The organism is Dyadobacter koreensis (assembly GCF_900108855.1).
Classification (GTDB): domain Bacteria; phylum Bacteroidota; class Bacteroidia; order Cytophagales; family Spirosomataceae; genus Dyadobacter; species Dyadobacter koreensis.
In genome coordinates this window covers 382,208-399,277 of record NZ_FNXY01000001.1, presented here as the reverse complement: position 1 = coordinate 399,277, position 17,070 = coordinate 382,208, and the positions used below count along the sequence as shown (strand labels likewise).

The window sequence follows — 17,070 nt, the reverse complement described above, 5'->3', positions numbered from 1 at the left end:
ATTTTAGCCGTTTTAATAGTCAAAGAACTGTTTTCATTTATCCAGATTCCTTAGTTATTGCAAATAGCGGTAAACTGCCGTTTAAAAAAGTCAAACTTAAAACTATCAGCTGTACTTGGATACTGAGATCATTGCAATGATCCAGATGCTTTCACCCGCTGCGGTAATCCGTGTTTATGGGCAGACTGCGCACGAGTGTACGTACAGGATGGCGGGCAGCTTGGTTTAATCAGGCTGGCTAAAAATACTTCGTTACTGCAAGTATAGGATAAAGAGTTTCCGGCTAAATACCTATTATCAGCCTGACTCTACCAGGGTGAGCTTCTGCATACCGAACTACCAGCTGGTTCATGTAATGATTGGCGTTGTAAAGCGGTAATGTTTCCAGTACTTCGGAAATATCTGTCAGATCAGAGCAGTCCTGAATATATCCCATGCGAGTCAGCCTTCCCTTTTTAACATAAATGCAGCTTTGTTCGCCAGGCACGCGGCCCTGATCCAGGATCACAAAACTGGCAAGATTAGAATTGTAATGATCCAGTGCCTCTATAACCAGGTCGTTGTAGTTCTGGTAACTGAGCGCTTGCCAGCTATTGCTGAGCAGAAGGACCTGGTCTGATCCTTCGGCAAACAGCGGGTAGCGGCCGTAGGAGCAGCGCTGGGCGCTCAGCTTGTAATCAATTACAAGTTTTCTAAGCATACGTATCCCGTCCGCTTCTTTGTCAAAAAACTGAATTGCCTGCTGGGTTTTGCTGTATTTTCCAAGAGCAAGGCGCGTAAAGCCTTCGCTGTCTTCATAAGCATATAACGCAAAACGAGGCTCAGGTCTTTTCATGGCACGGTTGTATTTCGGCCAAAGTTTTTTTATCTCAACTGCTTCCAAAAGAAAAGCCATCAGCTCCGTGCCGCATGGCTCAAAGTCGACCGAGTAAATATCGCGCAGAAAATGCTGTCGCTGCGGCCCCTGACTGTGGCCTGTAAAATGAGAAGCCACCCTTTTTTTTAGGTTCAGCGCTTTGCCGACATAAATCTCTTTTCCCAACTTGTCTTTGAAATAGTACACACCCGGGCAGGAAGGAAGTTTTAAGAAATCTTCACTGGCCAGGTTGGGGGGCAGGTGCTGATCTTTGGAGTTCCTTTTTAGCATGGCTGGAATATGACCTTCAAGGTCCCAGGATAAAAGCCTGGAGAAAAGAATTGCTGTAGCCTGGGCATCACCGCCGGCACGGTGACGGTTTTCTATCTTGATGCCCAGCGCATCACAAAGTTTACCCAGACTGTAAGATTTCAGACCTGGCTTGATCTGGCGGCTCATGCGTACAGTACACAGCCTTGGCGCATCAAAGCTAAAACCTGCCAGCGAAAGATGGTGCTTGACAAAGGAATAGTCGAAATTGACATTGTGTGCTATAAACACACAGCCTGATAGCAACTGATGGATCTTGGCTGCGACCTCGCTGAAAAGCGGAGCATCTTCCACCATCTGATCATTGATGCCCGTAAGCACTTGTATCGACAGCGGAATCGGCTTCTGCGGATTAATTAGCGTTTCATAATGCTCGATCACAGCGTTTCCATCATGGATCAGAATGGCAATCTCGGTGATGCCGCTGCCCGAAGCAAAGCCTCCTGTGGTCTCTATGTCAACTACCGCGTAGAACATCAGGTTACTGTTTTGTATTTCTTAAAATGTTACTTCGCCTCTAAATCCACCTGCACAATACCCTTCAACTCCCGTAAATGTTTCAGCAGCGAGTCGTGTACTATTTCTGATCCGCGGTAATCCCTGATTGCGCGGGCCTCAGAATCAATAAATCTTTGCACGTCGTTTACGACGGTAATATATTTGTTCAGTTTAAACGGTACCTGCGGAAGTTTTGCAGTCTTGAAAAAGGTTAACAGTTCTTGTAATTCGGTTTCGGTGGCGTTCATTGTATTTCCTTTTCTTGTTTTAAATATCTCCGTCGTTCAATCCCTTGAAAAATAGTTCTGCGGCTTCCCAGGAATAAACGGGATCGTAAAACAAACCGTAGTTCTGTTTCATGGAAGCTTCCATTTTTTCGAAAGCCCATATATTAGCTTCTACGAAATCGCGTGGCTGCATCCACTTTTCGTATTTCAATTTGTTTTTTGCCATGTGTACCATGCTGTGCAGGATATGCACCTGGGCTTTGTAAATTTTCTTGGGTTTTGGTTTTGACTGTATCATAACGTATGATTTTTACAGGCCGGGTTTCAAAGTTATTTTGTCTTCGAGTTTTCTGATTTCACGGATTACCTGCGTCAGCTCTGTGAGTTCGTCAGGCAGGTTTTTACTGTGAAAGCTGTAATATTCCCAAACCTCCAGTACGTCGGAAAACTCCACCAGATAGTCTTCGTATAGTTTGTTCAGTGAATGAAGCAGCAAACCTTCATCGGTAACGGTTACCTGCTTGAATACGAATTCCTGATCACCAATCAGGATTACAATACAAAGCGTAGCAGGTTTCAAGCTTAGCCAATCTTGCACGTACCGGGCAAGGATGTCGCTGCCTTCCGGGATCGGAAGCATGGAATCTCCGGACGTAGGGAACATCCGGTAGGTATGGCCAGATGGCAGGTTGGGAATATTGAACTTGGGCAACGCAGCCAGGTACTCAGGGTCGGCGTGGCCGGCACGGTAGCCCGCTTTGGCTCTGATCGGAACGTATTCGACATTTTCCTTACTGTCCTGGGTCTGCGTGATCGCCAGAACCCGCAGATTTCTGCCAGTCAGATATACATCAGATCCGGATTCCAGCTCGCGGAGTTTTAACTCCCCGAGTTTTGCAAGATTAACTGTCAGCAGTGTATCGGTCGCAAGTTTGAAATAACGGGCAATCAGAATCACATCAGGAATTGATGGGTTCAGAGTTGTTCCAGTCTCAATTGCTTTCAACTTAACGCGCGACATATCAAGGAGTTCTGCCAAAACTTCCTGTGTCAGCTTTTTACGCTGACGAAGAAATTTTAAATTTTCTTTTAGAAAAATTTCTTGCGCTTCCATTTCTATTTTGGTATCATTAGAACCATGACTTTGGTCTCAATAAGACCAAATGTAGGAAAATAAATTGATAACCAATCATTAACGCTCTAAAATTATGCTTCTCAATGTTAACTCTTATTTCAGTCTGCGGTATGGCACTATTAGTGTCGAAGACCTGACAAAGCTGCTTGTCAGCAAAGGACACCCCACTGCGGTTTTAACCGATATCAATAATTCATCGGCTGTCTTTCCATTCATTCAGAAATGCCGTGAATTTGGCTTGAACGGGCTGGTCGGTATGGAATACCGCAGCGGCGATAAGCTGCTTTACATTGGGATTGCCCGGAATGAAGTTGGTTTCGGAGAGCTGAACGTACACATGACCAACGGGAACCGGGAAAAGAAACCGCTTCCTGATGTTGCCCCGTTTTTTAATCAGGTTTTTGTCATTTATCCTTACAAAGCCAGGAGGGTAAAAGAGCTACGCGAAAACGAATACATCGGAATAAAGCCCTCTGACATTCCCAAAATCATCAGGGAGCCAAAAAGCAATTTTGAAAAGTATGTAATACTTTGGCCGGTCACGGTAAAAAATCCGAAGGATTATATTCTGCATCAGCAACTTAGGGCGGTGGATCACAATTTAATATTTTCAAAACTGACACCGCAAATGCTAGCAAGTCCTGACGAGACGGTACCGACGATTGACCAATTATTAGATACCTACCAGAATTTTCCAGAAATCATCCGGACGACCGAAAAGCTGCTTACCAGTTGCAGTTTTAATTTTGATTTTACGATTGTCAGAAATAAAAAATACTTCACAGGAAACAAATATGATGATAAACTTTTACTGGAAAAACTGGCCAAATCAGGCATGGTTCGCCGTTATGGCAAAAACAATAAGGAAGCGAAGGCGCGCGTGGAAAAGGAGCTGCGGATCATTGACGAGCTGAATTTTGGTGCATACTTCCTGATTACGCATGACATCATACGATACGCAGTATCGCGGGATTTCCACCATGTGGGGCGGGGGAGTGGTGCAAATTCAATTGTTGCATATTGCCTTGGCATTACGGACGTCTGCCCGATTGAGCTCGATTTGTACTTTGAGCGGTTTTTAAACCCGAAGAGAGCCACACCACCAGATTTTGATATCGATTTTTCATGGAAAGACCGGGACGAGATTTACGACTACATTTTTACCCGGTATCAAACCAAACATACTGCGCTCATGGGGGCCATGAGTACGTTTAAAGACCGAAGCATTATCCGTGAATTGGGGAAAGTTTACGGACTGCCGAAATCAGAAATTGATGAATTGATAAAGAATCCAAAATCGGTTTACAATTCTCAGGAAGCTGTTCAACTGATCCAAAGTTTGTATGGATTGGTCTCTGATTTTCCCAATCAGCGGACAATTCACGCCTGTGGTGTGTTGATATCGGAGGATCCAATTACTAACTATACTGCACTGGATTTTCCGCCAAAAGGACTTCCAACGGCACAGTTTGATATGTACGTTGCCGAAGATATCAAATTTGAAAAATTTGATATCCTGTCGCAGCGCGGACTTGGGCACATCAAAGATTGTGTGCAGTTAATCGAAGAGAATCAGGGACAAAAGGTGGATATCACCAATCCCAGGCGGTTTTTCGAAGATCCGAAAATCAGGGAGCAAATCAGATCAGCCAATACCATTGGCTGTTTTTACATCGAATCTCCCGCGATGCGCCAGCTCATTACAAAGTTGGAGTGTGACAATTATTTGACGCTGGTTGCTGCCAGTTCAGTGATCAGACCAGGCGTTGCAAGTTCGGGCATGATGAAGGCGTTTATCGAAAGGCACCGAAACCCGGAAACAACGGTTTACCTGCACCCTGTGATGGAAGAACAATTGAAGGAAACCTACGGTGTAATGGTATATCAGGAAGATGTGATCAAAGTAGGGCACTACTTTGGCGGTCTGGATCTGGCCGACGCGGACGTATTGCGCCGGATGATGTCAGGGAAAAGCAGAAGCGCAGCGCATTTAAAGGAAATAGAAGGACGATATTTTGAAAACTGTAAGAACTTCGGATATCCGGAAGGAACGGCAAAGGAAGTCTGGCGGCAAATGGAAAGCTTCGCAGGATATAGTTTCAGTAAAGCGCATTCGGCCAGTTTTGCCGTGGAAAGTTTTCAGAGTCTTTATCTGAAGACTTATTTTCCGATCGAGTTTATGGTTTCGGTTTTGAATAATTACGGCGGGTTTTATGACCGCAGAACATACATAAACGAAGCGAGAAAGGCGGGTGCAGTGATTCATTTGCCCTGCGTAAATAAAAGTTATTGGACCACGACTTTGTACGGAAAAGAATTGTATTTGGGTTTTGATTACATTCTTGACCTTGAACAAAATACCGTCACCAAGCTTATGCAGGAGCGCGCGCAGCGCGGCGAGTACAAAGATTTGAAAGATTTTATTTTGAGAACAGGTATATCCGAGACTCAAATGGCAATTTTGATTCGTGCGGGAGCTTTTCAGTTTACTGGTAAAGTGAAGACAACTATGCAATGGGAATCATTATACATCTGCAAGGAGCTTGAAAACGTCGCCCTGCCTTCGCAACTCTTCGAAACGCCAATCAGCATACCAGAACTTCCGGAGTTTGGATATGAACTGATAGAACATCTTTATGACGAAATCCGGCTTCTTGGTTTTCCCGTATCCGGAAGCTGGTTTGATCTGTTAAAAACAGATTTTCGCGGCCAGATTATGGCACGGGATATGCCAAACCATGTGGGCGAAATCGTGCGGATGGTCGGCGAGTTTGTAACCTACAAGCCAGTCAGGACAAAACAACGCGAATGGATGATGTTTGGAAACTACTTTGATATTAACGGAGATTTTTTTGATACCGTCCATTTTCCAAATGCCATGGTTGGTTATAAATTTCAGGGAGAAGGTGCCTACCTGATCGAAGGAAAGGTTGTACAGGAATACGGATGCCCAAGTTTAATTGTAAGCCGCTGCGCAAAAATCCCGGTCAAGCTCGATCCGAGAGTTCCGACTGAACACGTAAAATAGGCGTAGATTATCTACATATAATTCTAATGGTCATGCAGTTGTGCGCGGGAATAATTTTTTATATACTTATAAAAATATTCTCAAAACGACTACGCTATGTGCTACCATATCTCGAACGAAGACGAACAGGAATTAAGAAAATTCAATCTTCCGATTAAAAAGCTGGAACAGTTCAAAAAAAAATACGATATGGTAGGCTTTGAAAAGCCGTTTATTCCGGTGATATCTAAAGAAGATCCCAAATCAATAGATATGTACCGATGGCGGCTGGTCCCTACCTGGGTAAAAGAGGAGAAGGAATGGAAAGCGAACACGCTGAATGCAAGAAACGACGAATTGTTTACGAAATCGTCGTATAAAAACTATTGGCAAAATCGATGTCTCATACTATGTACAGGCTTTTTCGAGCCGCATTATCCCGAAGGCCAGAAAGATTATGAATCTTGGTATATCAAGCCGAAGGAAGGTGGTATGTTCATGCTTGGAGGGATCTATTCGCCTTGGAAAGGGACAAACACTGTTAGTATCATCACGACGGACGCAAGTCCGTTGATGGCCAAAGTGCATAATGACGGAGAGCGTCAGCCCCTAATTCTAGAGGGAGACGCTGCGCTTGCCTGGCTGATCCCGGATCTGACACAGATGGAAATGACGGATCTTATGAGATTTGAATATCCTGACGAAAAGCTGACGACGTATCGGACTATCGACGGAATTTACAATGCTAAATTAAATACGGACGTCCCTGCTGCGATCAAGCCGTATCAAAAGCCGAAGTCGGATGTTTTGTGGTTGTTTGATTTGGAGTGAGAGGCGCACTTGGCCTGTTTAATCATATATTTTTGTTTTAAACATGGCACTTGATTTTAAATGCTTTATTTATGAACTGCAAACCACAGCCGGGGTTGATAAGTAAAAATTGATCATAGCTGTACGCACTTTTAGCAGCGTTTTTTGGTATAAAGAGGCATTGTTCTCCTTTAAAGCGCATGGATCCCGTTTGTTTTGCGAGGTAAAAGCGGTTTGGAAGATCAAAAAAAGATTAAATGGATTTTCTATTCCATTGAATATTTTACCTTTTGAAATCTGTTTTTGTTGTTTCTTTCGCAGATATTGTACTTTCTATAAAACTTCCTTTCAGATACTCACCTTACAGTCTAGCCTCAAAGAATACTTCAATAAACTGTTTTTTGTTGTAGACCCAATCCTGTGTTCCATCGTTAAAGTAAAGGGTTATATGGGCAAATTAAGATCCTGCCGAACATATGTTCGGGTGGCTGCCGGTGATCATAGCGGCCATCGATATTTCGACCACAAAGGGCAAAATATCCAAGCATCGTTGCTTAATTGGCAGAATTTTCAAGTGATATTGTAAGGAAAAAGTAAAGGTAAGTCTTTGATTTGTAGTGGATTGTGTGGACTATGGGAGATAAAAAGAAATGGCTAAGTCCGGGTGCTTTCAATAACGCAAAAAAACGCAGAGACGCTCTACAAGCTGGGAAAGGACAAAGAAATCGCCAATATAATGGTTGTAGGCGCTCGACAGCTTAAATTTACCTGGAACAATTGAGACATCAAACTTATTGACGCTGCCTAATCAAGAACATCCAATAAATACCAATCAATGCATAAACCACGACAAAACGTTCACATATTTAAGCGTTGCGCGTAATTGGCTTGAACCACAATAAATTATCGAAATATGCAGACTGAAATAATTGTAGATTTGATTAGTAAAGGGCGCACAGACCTTATTTTCCAGTTGCTCAAACTACCAAACTGGGAAGATATACTAAATGAGGGACAAATAAAGATTTTGCAATGGCTTATTTACTACGATGACACCACAGCGTTGAAAGCGGTATTGGAAGCCGGTGGAAATCTTGATTCTATCAATGTTGACCGCGAATTAGGAAATGCAGCCTTTTTTGGACACTGGAAAGTCTGCGACTTTTTAATTAATCATGGGGCACAGGTGAATACTCATACTGATAAAACTAAGGAAACACCCTTGCACAATTCTTTAGCGAAAGCGGGGCGACCTTATTACTTCTATACAGTCAGGCTTCTTATGGACAAAGGCGCAAATGTAAATGCAAAAACAATCGCAGGATTAGAAACCGGAGCTTTTATGCGTGATGTGAGAACAAAAGGAGAGACGCCGTTGCACAGAGCCGCAGCCTATGCAGATGAAAGAACGATTGCTTATTTGATAGAACATGGTGCCGATAAAACAGCGAAAGATGCAAATGGAGACTCACCTTTAAGCTGGGCAAGCGAACATTTGCGACCTGGAAGCATATTATCTTTATTAGCTTATGGCAATTATCGAATTAGTGAAAAACATGTAACTGAAAACACAAGTGACCATGGACAACGCTGGGGTGACGGTATGGATTGGAAATTATTTGGAGAATACCTGCCAGAATAAATCAGCTACTCCCAACATGGGTTTTGCGATATTAATAGCGGATTAAATCTGCAGAGTGAAAGATTACAAAGATCAGATCTGGGCCGGTGCCGTGCATTTGCTAATGACATGGCCTAGTGAGATTAATGTGTTGAGCTGCTGAATAGAACTCAGAAGTGACCTCGCCTTTGCTAAACTGGGCATTTACCGTACAATAATTGCACATCAAATATGGCCACAGAATGCGAATGGACCATTAATTTTGATGCCCAATATAAAACGTGCAAATAGCATGCTTTTGAATTTATCAAGGGTGATTGAACGGCTCTTTGCCTTGGCCACACTTGACAAACCCGGTATCAAGCAAAAACGTATTTGAGATTGAAAAGAAAAATTAAATTTGGATTAACTTAGATCGCCAGACAGATTTCAGATTACACTCCCTGCTTATAAAAAGTTTTTTACTTGCAAAACTGAAAATTTCTTCGGCTTAAAACCAGTATGATTTTCGAATACTCTGGTAAAGTGGCTCAGATTGGTAAACCCCAATTGATATCCTACTTCTGAAACCGATAGTTTTCCTGCTTTCAGTAAACGGACGGCTTCATTCATTCGAAATGTTTGGTAGTAGCTAAAAATACTATTGCCGAATATTTGTCTGAATAATCTTTTCAGTTTGGTTGGGCTCATGGAAGCCTTGATAGCCAAATCATTAATCACCGGCGGTGATTCCAGCTTTTGCAGCATCAGTTCTTTTATATGGTAAATCATCTGTATATCGTGGCCGTTTAAGGCATATAGTTGCCTTTCACTTCGCTTTTCCAAGTTCATTAACAAGCGGCAAATCAGCTCTTCGGCCTTTATTCGCCTGAAGAATAGGGCGAAAGTTTCATCTACCGTTTCTGTTACCAGTTCGTCAACAACGGCTTGTAATGATGGAAATATCATCTCTTCAAAAAACAGAGGCTGTGCATTATCTAAAAGGCTCTGCACGACAGAGGATTTTTTAGACAAGTCCAGTAAGGTCTTCAAATACATAGCATCAACTTCAATATTAATCATTGAGCGGTTGCGTTGGATTGGAATATTTAGGTTTGCATTCACACGACTGGTTACAATTAAAACAGAAGGTATGGCTTTATCGGTTGAGAAAATGTTTTTTCGGGGGATGACATTCTGAAATTTAAATAAGATCATCCTCTGTGTGGTATGGACTTGCGGATTCTCAATAACAAGGTCTTCCCGAAGTTCATAGTTGAAAATCATCAGTCGGATAAACTCATTAAACACAAATCCGGCGCAATAACCATCTCCATATTTTTGGGGAATATCCAATCGCCAGTTTTTTACTTCCGTCCCTAATTGTTGAGACAGCTCGATGAGCACTTTCGGTACGCTTGATTGTTTCTCCACTATTCTAAAAGCCTTTTATGACTATTTTTAAGTCGAAGATAACTATTTTACCTTTATCAGACCTCTTAAATTTGTGTCACAATCAATTAATGGACAATCATGTTATTAGAAAAGAAACACGTAGTTGTCATTGGCGCTGGACCTGTCGGCCTAACGATGGCCGGTTTACTACAGCAGAAAGGCATTCGCGTAACAGTCGTTGAAAGAGATAAAGATGCGCAAGCTAGAATTTGGGGCGGAACGCTTGATTTGGATAAAGAGTCAGGACAGAAAGCCTTGATGAAGTTAGGTTTGCTAGAGCGCTATTTTGCCCTTGCAAAACCTATGGGCAGGATCTTAGCTGACCAGCATGGCAATGTGTTATTTTCTAAGCGCCTGAACGCTGAGAATCAACACGATCATCCCGAAATTAGCAGAAACGATTTACGGACAATACTGATGGAAAGTCTAACCAGTGAGACAGTACTTTGGGGCCGAAAATTTACCAGCCTTGACTTGTATGAAGGAAAATGGCTGCTGCATTTTGAAGGACAACCCGATCTGTTGGCTGATATGGTGATCGGTGCTAATGGCGGAATGTCTAAGCTGAGGTCTTATGTAGCAGATGCCCAGATGGAAGAGACGGGTACCTACATTATTCAAGGCGAAGTGGCTGATGCTGAACTGAGCTGCCCTGATTTTTATCAGTTGTGCGACGGTAATATCTTGATGAGTTCTTACAGAGGTAATTTACTAGTAGCAAACCCTAGTAACCGCGGGACATTAGCTTACGGCATCACATTTCAAACGCCACATGAATGGACAGATGGTCATGGGCTGGATTTCAGAAACCTAGACCAGATCTGCATGTATCTTTCTGCAAGATTCGTGGGGTGGGATCGACGTTATCATCAATTATTTAATGCCACATCATTCTTTGTAGGTTTGCCGACACGGAAATTGCTGTTAGACAAACCCTGGAATTCAAATCGACCTCTGCCGATTACCCTGATTGGTGACGCCGCCCATTTGATGCCGCCTTTTGCAGGTAAGGGAGTAAATACTGGGCTGATAGATGCGTGCGTGTTAGCGGAGAACTTGACAAGCAGAGATTATAAAACTCCACAAGCAGCTATTGAAAATTACGAGCAAAGGATGTTCGACTACGCATCCGAAGCACAACGAGCATCCAGTGAAAATGAGTTGGAAATTCGCCGCCCTGACTTTACCTACGAACGATTCATCAGGTAATGCTATCCAACTTATTTCTTAAAGCTTTAACCGGCGATTTTCTTCCTTGAGAGCTTTCAATTCAGACAGTTCCGAAGCTCCCCCGCCGGTCTACTTTTTTCGCCAATTATAATGTGTAGCCTTTAATATCCCATGTTTTCTGGCAATTTCCATCACAGGTTTGCCAGTATTCAAATCTTTCAAGATCTTGACAATCTGTGTTTTGGTAAATTTTGTCGCTTTCCTAACAGTTTAAATTTAGAAAGTTTGTCTAAAATTTCACTGCCCTATTTTTAGGGAAGTTTACACCTCTTAATTAATGGGATTAGATTTGGGAGTTTGCCAGCTAATCCGTTGCTAAGAAGTAAGATAATTTTTGTAAACACCTAAAATATCTTCAATCGGTTCTAATTGTTGCTGGGTTTCAGCGATAGTTTCCGTTAGCGATAAGCCAATAACATCGTAATCATTGATAGCCTGTTGGATAAATTTAGCAACTGTTTTTGGGTTAAATCCATTTGGACTTGGGCATTTCACGGCTGGGAATATGTCAGGGTCAAGAACGTCCAGATCCAGATGTATATACAGGTATTTTGTATTCCGCTCCAATAGTTTATCGAGCAGCTGCTGTTTCCAGTTAATTATATCCGTAAAAACGGGTATTGAATTTTCTGAAATGAATGTATTTTCCGGGGTGTCAAGATCGCGGAGTCCAGCCAAAAGAACCTGACTGCTTTCAATAGGGCTGGATACTTTCATGTTTGTTCCACCAAATTCGCCATCCAGCAAAAGGCGTAACGGCATGCCATGGAAATGGCCGCTTTCTGAACTTTCAGGTGTGTTCAGATCTCCATGCGCATCGAGCCAAACAATCGTAAGTTGTTCTCCGTAGAGCTTGTTGAGATAGTCAACCGGTGCGACTTCCGCGGCACAGTCACCTGCAATCAGAACCAGTTTTTCCGGCTGGTTTTGTTCAAGCAGGTTCTTTGCATTTTGGAGCTGGGTGAGCAGTGGCTGGTAGGCAATGATATTGTGAAGCCTTGTTAACGGCCCGAAAGAAAGTTGAACGGAGAGGGCAGTTGTTTCATGAAAGTAATCGCGAAGTGTCTGAACTCCGATCTGGACTTCGTTGGTTAGACCGCTTCCTTGCCATTGTGGGAAATGGAGTAGGGGCGGCTGGATGGGTCGATTGCTTGTCATTTAGGTTGCTGAACATTAGGGCTTTGCGTTAAGTTCGTCTTGCTGTTGAATTTTCCGGCTATGCCGACATTGACTTTAAGGCGTACATTATTTTGCCTCGTGTTCATTTCTCGAAAGATCAGCAAGATGCTCGGATGCACTTTAAGGTAATTTTGAAATCAATAATTTGAAATTGTCAATTACCAAGGCTGGTTCGTCAATCATGATATAGTGTCCCGAGTTTGTGGTGGCAATATGGGTAAAATCAGATACCCCGTTTTTCAATAATTCGTGAGCGTTATACCAGGTTTGCATCACTGATGATGAATGAGTCGCATCCGTTCGCATGCTAGTCAACACAATTACAGGGACATTTGGCAAAGAGGGCAATGCGCTGGTGTATTGTAAATCTTCTATAAATTCCCTGGCTTCCTGTGTCCCACCGAAATTTGCGCCATTCGCATTTTTGGAAGCATCGTATAGCATGTCTTCCTCAGCCTGCGTGGGATGATTATAAAACTCATGTGAGGGATCAACAAATAAGAGAGCTGCCGTTTTGAGCGGATTTTTAATTGCATAATCCCTTATGATCGTTCCGCCCAAAGAGTGCCCGATCAATATTACTTTTCTTCCGTTTGAAAATTTATCGATAACGCTTTCCAGTTCACTTCGTAACCGGTCGATATTTCTTGGCGTGGGACCATTTTCGGATTGACCGTAACCAGCCCTGTCGTACATGAGTACATCAACGTTACTGTTTACTTGTGAAGCAACTGCTTTGTTATTCCATACCGTATGATCGTCGCCTAATCCGGATTCAAAAACAACCAAATATTTTGTGCTCTTTGTTGCCGAGAATGTTGCCAGTTTATGGGTGGTTAAGCTAACCTTGGTTTCTGTAAATATTGGTGTTGCGTCGTTCTTATTTTTACAGGAGGTAATAAGTAAGAGGTTGGCCAGAGCCATTATTATAATTTTCATTTCAGCGTTTTATGTTCATTTTGCAAATCTACTCCGATTAAAATGATAACTGGAAGCACCTAGGTTAATTAAATGTAAGCATTCGGTGGAGCACTGTTCTGCCTTGAATTAACATTGCTTCCGAAGGAATACAATTCACATGAATAGTAATGGAACTTTGTGTCTCCATGATGCTCCGGATCTAAGTTGGAAACATCGTACCTCGTTAGCAACCTATACGATGCCATGGATTTCAGAGTGGTTGGTGTGTTATGAGCTTTGGATCCTTACTGGAAAGTGGGAGGGCGCAGAGATAGTTCATTAATGATATTGTCTAAATTGCACCTATGTAAGCCAGGAAGGGAGATTTCTGGCTTATGTCCGTTGTTAAAGAGATGTTGACGATCGATATGGGCGGATAGTATGGTCTCACTTAGCACCAGCATTGAGTTAAAAAGGGTGTCAATTTGCCAAGAAATTGGCTGCCTGGAAAGAATCTAGCTAGCTTTTATTAGCCTCCACGATTTTATTTAAAACCATTAACTTTGCTCCATGGGCAAAATCACCTCTATACACGACACTTTCATAAGAGCTATTATGGCTGACAGAAACATAGCGATTGAATATTTTCAAAGCTATTTGCCACCATTTGTGGCCGGACAGCTGGATTTTTCGACACTGACGCAGCTGCCAGACGTTTATGTATCTGCGGAATTGCAGAAGACGATGTCCGACATTGTGTATTCCTGCCAAAGGAATGATGGGAAGGGAGAAATAAAAATATCACTTTTGATCGAGCACAAGAGTTACATAGAAAAGTATACTCCAGTTCAGGTAGGTGGCTGCATTTTTTCAGGATTGCAAAAACAAATTGAGGCTAAGGAAAAGCACCTTTCATTAATTATCCCGGTACTATTGTAACATGGGAAGGAAAAATGGGAATATCATACACCTGGCGATCTGTTCAAAAATTTAGAACCTGAGTGGAAGCAGTTTCTTCCAAACTTCGACTTCGTTTACAATAATCTTGGAACCTTATCTGATGAGCATGTGGAGGCCTTAAATAATAAGTTTCTTGTTGCTTCACTATTGGCATTGAAACATACTTTTGACAAAGAATGGCTGGAAGCCAACATGTTGAGGTTGCTTTCTTTGGGGCAAGAGGTGCCGGAGAACTTGCTAAGTAGGTTCATTGTTTATATATTTGAACGTAGCGGATTTAAGGAAGAGCAAATTATAATGACAATTGAAACGTTGCCGATACATTTAAAGAAGACTGTTATGAGTACATTAGATATTTTTGTTGAAAAGGGAGAAAAAATTGGAGTAGGTAAAACCCTTGCTAAGACTACTCGTAATATGCTTTTGGAGGGTTTCTCGGTGGACACCATTTGTAAATTATTGGAAGTGACACCTGAATTTGTAACACGTATTAAAAAGGAGCTTAAAAAATAAGGTTTTGATAAATCTCTCCAGAGAAATATGTGCAATATGCTTCTTGACAGATTTTCCGTGGACACCATTTGTAAAATACTGGAAGTGATACCGGATTAAGCCGCCCGAGTCCAAAGGGATCTCAACAAGTGAGATTTCTGTACAGAATCTGAATTAAATAAATCATGTTGCTGCCGTAAATAGAAGTCCATCTCCCAGTGTTCCAAGATCCAGTATAGAATTTAGTTGAATGTCTGGGATAACACGTGCATGATTTGTATCATAAATAAAGAAGCTATCCCATTCAAAAGAATTCGCCAGGCTTATTGAAAGGCAGTTTAGAATCTCCATCTGATAAAACAATGGATTACCTGGAAAGAATGCAATTGGCTGCAAAGCGAATGTCCGTATTAATTGATGATTTTCTTTCTTTTTCCCGGCTAGCGGCCTTACCCGCAACCAATGAGCAAGTTTCACTACCAAAAATTATAGAACTGATTCAATCTGACCAGGAATTTGTAATCCGCTAAACTCATTCAGTGGTGATTTTTGATCGTTTGCCAGTCATTTCTGGTAACGCCACTCAAATTGAACAGCTCGTTCAAAACCTGATAAGCAACGCATTGATATTCAGAAAATTAGTGGTAGTATAAATGAGGTGAATACAGTTCATATCAGTTCGCAAATCGTCTAACATAAAGATCTGCCAGTCCACGTCAGACCGGTTCGAACAGCAAGGTCATACTACCGGATCAGTGTAGCTGATAGCGGGAGGGGATTTGCTGAAGTCCATTTGGACCGGATATTCCAGGTATTTCAGCGGCTTCATGGACGTAGCGAATATAAGGTACTGGCATAGGACTTGCCATTTGTGAAAAGGTGGTGTCTAATCACGGTGGTAATATTACAGCTAGCAGTAAACTTGGCAAGGAGCGATATTTCATATTTATTTACCGATTACGTAATAGTTTGTATTCCTGCTGTGCGAAATCTGAAAGACATCATTTCATTTCGAATTATCTTGAATTTCGCAGGGAGTCTACGGTATTGCTGAAAGTGAGATTGGGCAGATTTGGGAATACCTTTTAGTTAAGGAATTCAGAGTCTCTGATCACTCTAATTCGGCTTAAGGATAGGTTTTACGGTTAGAATTGATAGTTTAAATAACTGATTGATAGTTGTTTGGTTCTTATCCAGTGATAGTCTGTTGATGGTCAATCTGCGGCTGTTTGCCTAACTGTTGTAATTTCAAGATGAAAGAAAGGCAAACAATATTCAGCATAACAGCTGCAGTTGATATATGCAGAGCTACGTGCACCTCTCTTATACGTATTTTAAGCATTGGCGGAGTCTGATTCTTTAGAGAACCGACGCGGTATTGGTCTGAGTATAAAAGTGTCAGCTAATTATTGCAAATGCCATTTGCCTACCGGCGACCAATACAAGTATATTGGCGAAATTGCTTTAAAGAAAGTGATCCGTGTTGATGCTATACAAATAGATGACAGCGAGATATCCAAAATCATTGGCATAGGACACGCGCGTTTGCGCCTTAGAGGCTATGGGACGAAAAAGAATCTATAAATTTAAAAATGTCTTATATATATATCGATATATTTTGTTCTATTTTAGATCATTAACGATTAAGATGGCCAATATTTAGAACGGAATTTCAAATGACACAACTAACCAGGACTCTGGAGGAGCAAAAGGAGGAATTCAAAAGAGCGAAGCTACTGGCCACACCAATAGCCGGATTGATCGCTTGGTTTATAGTTGGCGTGGGAGGGATTTTTTTATCCAGCACAGGCAAAGTCTGGGTATTATTTCTTGCAACAGGAAGTATTGTTTACCTGGGAATGTTTGTATCTAAATTCACAGGAGAGAATTTCCTTGATAAAACAAGACCTAAAAACACCTTTGACATATTGTTCCTTTTTTCGGCGGGCCAGGCTATTTTGGTTTATGCGATTGCTATTCCCTTTTTTTTAGTTGATTATTCTTCCTTGCCCCTTACTGTAGGGATCTTAACAGGATTGATGTGGTTACCGCTCACGTGGATAATTGAGCATTGGGTCGGTGCTTTTCATGCAGTTGCTAGAACCATTGTTGTGCTTACCCTTTGGTATTTATTGCCACAACACCGATTTGTTGCGATACCGTTTGCGATTGTTGTAATTTATATAGTGACAATCCTAATTTTAATGAACAGAAAGGTTGAATACTAAAATGTCCTACGGCATTATTGTCGCCAATCTTCGGACTGGACTTTAAAGCAGTAGATTGCAAATTCCTATTAATATATTTTATGAAGAAATAATAAAGAAGACTGGATTAGATCTTCATGCCTTGACAAAAGTGAGCTTTGGTTTCGGTAAGGGCGTAATTTTC

At 41.9% G+C, this 17,070-nt stretch carries 16 protein-coding genes and 1 pseudogene; 8 read left to right on the top strand and 9 right to left on the bottom strand.

The window, feature by feature from the left end; translation table 11 throughout:
* Positions 1-283: 283 nt before the first annotated feature.
* The 4 genes from BMY70_RS01655 to BMY70_RS01640 are packed head-to-tail and all read right to left on the bottom strand — an operon-like array spanning position 284 to position 3,025.
* Entirely contained in the window at positions 284-1,663 is a 1,380-nt protein-coding gene (locus BMY70_RS01655; protein WP_090331275.1) for an exonuclease domain-containing protein, read from the bottom strand.
* Between the two features lie 29 nt (positions 1,664-1,692).
* Positions 1,693-1,932, bottom strand: a complete 240-nt coding sequence (locus BMY70_RS01650; RefSeq protein ID WP_090331272.1) for a DUF6965 family protein — start codon at positions 1,930-1,932, stop codon at positions 1,693-1,695.
* Positions 1,933-1,951: 19 nt separating this feature from the next.
* Positions 1,952-2,209, bottom strand: coding sequence for a hypothetical protein (locus BMY70_RS01645; protein WP_090331269.1), 258 nt, complete (start codon positions 2,207-2,209; stop codon positions 1,952-1,954).
* Between the two features lie 12 nt (positions 2,210-2,221).
* Positions 2,222-3,025, bottom strand: a complete 804-nt coding sequence (locus BMY70_RS01640) for an XRE family transcriptional regulator (RefSeq protein WP_090331267.1) — start codon at positions 3,023-3,025, stop codon at positions 2,222-2,224.
* A 94-nt stretch (positions 3,026-3,119) separates the two neighbouring features.
* On the opposite strand from BMY70_RS01640, the gene BMY70_RS01635 reads away from it, so the two are divergent.
* The 3 genes from BMY70_RS01635 (at position 3,120) to BMY70_RS01625 (ending at position 8,505) form a co-directional block, all read left to right on the top strand.
* Entirely contained in the window at positions 3,120-6,074 is a 2,955-nt protein-coding gene (locus tag BMY70_RS01635; protein WP_090331265.1) for a helix-hairpin-helix domain-containing protein, read from the top strand.
* 96 nt (positions 6,075-6,170) lie between these two features.
* A complete protein-coding gene (locus BMY70_RS01630; RefSeq protein WP_090331262.1) occupies positions 6,171-6,884 on the top strand; it encodes an SOS response-associated peptidase in 714 nt (237 codons plus the stop codon).
* 892 nt (positions 6,885-7,776) lie between these two features.
* Complete coding sequence (locus tag BMY70_RS01625) at positions 7,777-8,505, top strand: ankyrin repeat domain-containing protein (RefSeq protein WP_090331259.1); 729 nt, start codon at positions 7,777-7,779, stop codon at positions 8,503-8,505.
* Between the two features lie 426 nt (positions 8,506-8,931).
* Here the strand turns inward: BMY70_RS01625 and BMY70_RS01620 are convergent, their stop codons facing one another.
* Positions 8,932-9,681 (bottom strand): helix-turn-helix transcriptional regulator, encoded by a 750-nt coding sequence (locus BMY70_RS01620; RefSeq protein ID WP_218148550.1) that lies wholly within the window; start codon positions 9,679-9,681, stop codon positions 8,932-8,934.
* 315 nt (positions 9,682-9,996) lie between these two features.
* On the opposite strand from BMY70_RS01620, the gene BMY70_RS01615 reads away from it, so the two are divergent.
* Entirely contained in the window at positions 9,997-11,127 is a 1,131-nt protein-coding gene (locus tag BMY70_RS01615; protein WP_090331254.1) for an FAD-dependent oxidoreductase, read from the top strand.
* A gap of 90 nt (positions 11,128-11,217) precedes the next feature.
* Here the strand turns inward: BMY70_RS01615 and BMY70_RS31615 are convergent.
* The 3 genes and pseudogenes from BMY70_RS31615 to BMY70_RS01600 all read right to left on the bottom strand — a co-directional run.
* Positions 11,218-11,340: pseudogene (locus tag BMY70_RS31615) on the bottom strand (transposase); the annotation flags it as partial.
* Between the two features lie 123 nt (positions 11,341-11,463).
* Positions 11,464-12,306 carry an arginase family protein gene (locus BMY70_RS01605; RefSeq protein ID WP_090331248.1) on the bottom strand — a complete coding sequence of 281 codons (843 nt, stop codon included), beginning with the start codon at positions 12,304-12,306 and terminating at the stop codon, positions 11,464-11,466.
* A gap of 141 nt (positions 12,307-12,447) precedes the next feature.
* Positions 12,448-13,266, bottom strand: coding sequence for an alpha/beta fold hydrolase (locus BMY70_RS01600; RefSeq protein WP_090331245.1), 819 nt, complete (start codon positions 13,264-13,266; stop codon positions 12,448-12,450).
* Positions 13,267-13,399: 133 nt separating this feature from the next.
* Between BMY70_RS01600 and BMY70_RS31760 the strand changes: the two genes are divergently transcribed.
* The 3 genes from BMY70_RS31760 to BMY70_RS01590 all read left to right on the top strand — a co-directional run bounded on the left by BMY70_RS31760 (position 13,400) and on the right by BMY70_RS01590 (position 14,700).
* On the top strand, positions 13,400-13,570 hold the full coding sequence (locus BMY70_RS31760) for a type II CBASS E2 protein (RefSeq protein ID WP_510186014.1): 171 nt from the start codon (positions 13,400-13,402) through the stop codon (positions 13,568-13,570).
* A 227-nt stretch (positions 13,571-13,797) separates the two neighbouring features.
* Complete coding sequence (locus BMY70_RS01595; protein ID WP_090331243.1) at positions 13,798-14,166, top strand: Rpn family recombination-promoting nuclease/putative transposase; 369 nt, start codon at positions 13,798-13,800, stop codon at positions 14,164-14,166.
* Positions 14,167-14,295: 129 nt separating this feature from the next.
* A complete protein-coding gene (locus tag BMY70_RS01590) occupies positions 14,296-14,700 on the top strand; it encodes a hypothetical protein (RefSeq protein WP_090331240.1) in 405 nt (134 codons plus the stop codon).
* A 162-nt stretch (positions 14,701-14,862) separates the two neighbouring features.
* Here the strand turns inward: BMY70_RS01590 and BMY70_RS30605 are convergent, their stop codons facing one another.
* Complete coding sequence (locus BMY70_RS30605) at positions 14,863-15,156, bottom strand: hypothetical protein (RefSeq protein WP_143072028.1); 294 nt, start codon at positions 15,154-15,156, stop codon at positions 14,863-14,865.
* A 1,199-nt stretch (positions 15,157-16,355) separates the two neighbouring features.
* Here BMY70_RS30605 and BMY70_RS01585 point away from each other — a divergent pair.
* Positions 16,356-16,907: a DUF7010 family protein gene (locus BMY70_RS01585; protein ID WP_090331237.1), complete on the top strand. Its 552-nt coding sequence runs from the start codon at positions 16,356-16,358 to the stop codon at positions 16,905-16,907.
* Positions 16,908-17,070 lie beyond the last annotated feature (163 nt).

What these genes read in the sequence shown, in the direction of transcription:
- BMY70_RS01655 (WP_090331275.1), bottom strand. Translation starts at nt 1,663, where the DNA reads ATGTTCTACGCGGTAGTTGACATAGAGACCACAGGAGGCTTTGCTTCG.
- BMY70_RS01650 (WP_090331272.1), bottom strand. Translation starts at nt 1,932, where the DNA reads ATGAACGCCACCGAAACCGAATTACAAGAACTGTTAACCTTTTTCAAG.
- BMY70_RS01645 (WP_090331269.1), bottom strand. Translation starts at nt 2,209, where the DNA reads ATGATACAGTCAAAACCAAAACCCAAGAAAATTTACAAAGCCCAGGTG.
- BMY70_RS01640 (WP_090331267.1), bottom strand. Translation starts at nt 3,025, where the DNA reads ATGGAAGCGCAAGAAATTTTTCTAAAAGAAAATTTAAAATTTCTTCGT.
- BMY70_RS01635 (WP_090331265.1), top strand. Translation starts at nt 3,120, where the DNA reads ATGCTTCTCAATGTTAACTCTTATTTCAGTCTGCGGTATGGCACTATT.
- BMY70_RS01630 (WP_090331262.1), top strand. Translation starts at nt 6,171, where the DNA reads ATGTGCTACCATATCTCGAACGAAGACGAACAGGAATTAAGAAAATTC.
- BMY70_RS01625 (WP_090331259.1), top strand. Translation starts at nt 7,777, where the DNA reads ATGCAGACTGAAATAATTGTAGATTTGATTAGTAAAGGGCGCACAGAC.
- BMY70_RS01620 (WP_218148550.1), bottom strand. Translation starts at nt 9,681, where the DNA reads ATGATCTTATTTAAATTTCAGAATGTCATCCCCCGAAAAAACATTTTC.
- BMY70_RS01615 (WP_090331254.1), top strand. Translation starts at nt 9,997, where the DNA reads ATGTTATTAGAAAAGAAACACGTAGTTGTCATTGGCGCTGGACCTGTC.
- BMY70_RS01605 (WP_090331248.1), bottom strand. Translation starts at nt 12,306, where the DNA reads ATGACAAGCAATCGACCCATCCAGCCGCCCCTACTCCATTTCCCACAA.
- BMY70_RS01600 (WP_090331245.1), bottom strand. Translation starts at nt 13,266, where the DNA reads ATGAAAATTATAATAATGGCTCTGGCCAACCTCTTACTTATTACCTCC.
- BMY70_RS01595 (WP_090331243.1), top strand. Translation starts at nt 13,798, where the DNA reads ATGGGCAAAATCACCTCTATACACGACACTTTCATAAGAGCTATTATG.
- BMY70_RS01585 (WP_090331237.1), top strand. Translation starts at nt 16,356, where the DNA reads ATGACACAACTAACCAGGACTCTGGAGGAGCAAAAGGAGGAATTCAAA.